This is a genomic window from Oleiphilus sp. HI0128 (genome assembly GCF_001635365.1).
Genome location: NZ_LWGG01000857.1, coordinates 1 through 871, shown reverse-complemented (window position 1 = coordinate 871; position 871 = coordinate 1). Strand labels below are relative to the sequence as shown.

Below are 871 nucleotides of genomic sequence, written 5' to 3'. Positions count from 1 at the left end.
TCTTTTCCTCAAGCCAATATAATGAAGTCGATTATGTCGTGCTTGCTGGCGGTGTCGCGTCAATAAACGGACTTGTAGAGCTGGTTGAAGAGAAAACAGGGATCAAGACTATTGTGGCTAACCCTTTCGTTGATATGACCTTAAGCTCAAAGGTGAATGCGTCTGCGTTAAGCAATGATGCACCATCACTGATGATTGCTTGTGGTTTGGCTATGAGGAGTTTTGATTAATGCCTTCTATTAACCTTAGGCCGTGGCGAGAAGAACTCCGGGCCGAGAAGCAGCGGAATTTTATTACATCGTTGATCGCTGTCCTTGTTGTTGCTGTCGTGCTCGTGTTTTTGTGGCAAGACTATGTTAGCTCCGAAATTGAAACTCAAAAGTCTCGAAATAATTATTTAAGCTCTTCAATGGCTGAGCTGGATAAGAAAATTAAAGAGATCAAAGAGCTGAAAAAAGAAAAGAAAGAGCTTTTGGATAGAATGAAGGTCATTCAGGACTTACAGGGAACACGCCCGGTTATCGTTCGTGTGATGGATGAGTTGGTGAGAACACTTCCAGATGGCCTTTATTATGAAAGCCTTGAGCGAAAAGAGGATCTCATAGAGATTACGGGTTTGGCTGAATCTAATAACCGTATTTCAGGTTTGATGCGAAACTTTGAAACATCAGTCTGGTTTTCTAACCCTAATCTGAAAGACGTGAGTGCGATTAAAGGTGATGACGGGACTCTAAATAGTTTTGATCTTAGTGTTAAGCAGGTGACCCCTGAGTTAGCTGAAGATCAGGAATCAAGTGAAAAGGGGACTAAATAGTGGGTTTTTCTGAATCTATGGAAAGCCTGAAAGGCTTTGATCCCAATGATATAGACT

The 871-nt window shown here is 41.8% G+C and carries 2 protein-coding genes; both read left to right on the top strand.

Translation table 11 applies throughout. The annotated features are described in order from the left end of the window. The coding region (pilM, locus tag A3763_RS13465; protein WP_197482903.1) for a pilus assembly protein PilM at positions 1-230 on the top strand (230 nt) is incomplete at its 5' end. Then, positions 230-814 carry a PilN domain-containing protein gene (locus tag A3763_RS13460; RefSeq protein ID WP_068506592.1) on the top strand — a complete coding sequence of 195 codons (585 nt, stop codon included), beginning with the start codon at positions 230-232 and terminating at the stop codon, positions 812-814. The genes pilM and A3763_RS13460, both read left to right, overlap by 1 nt. Positions 815-871 lie beyond the last annotated feature (57 nt).

What these genes read in the sequence shown, in the direction of transcription:
- A3763_RS13460 (WP_068506592.1), top strand. Translation starts at nt 230, where the DNA reads ATGCCTTCTATTAACCTTAGGCCGTGGCGAGAAGAACTCCGGGCCGAG.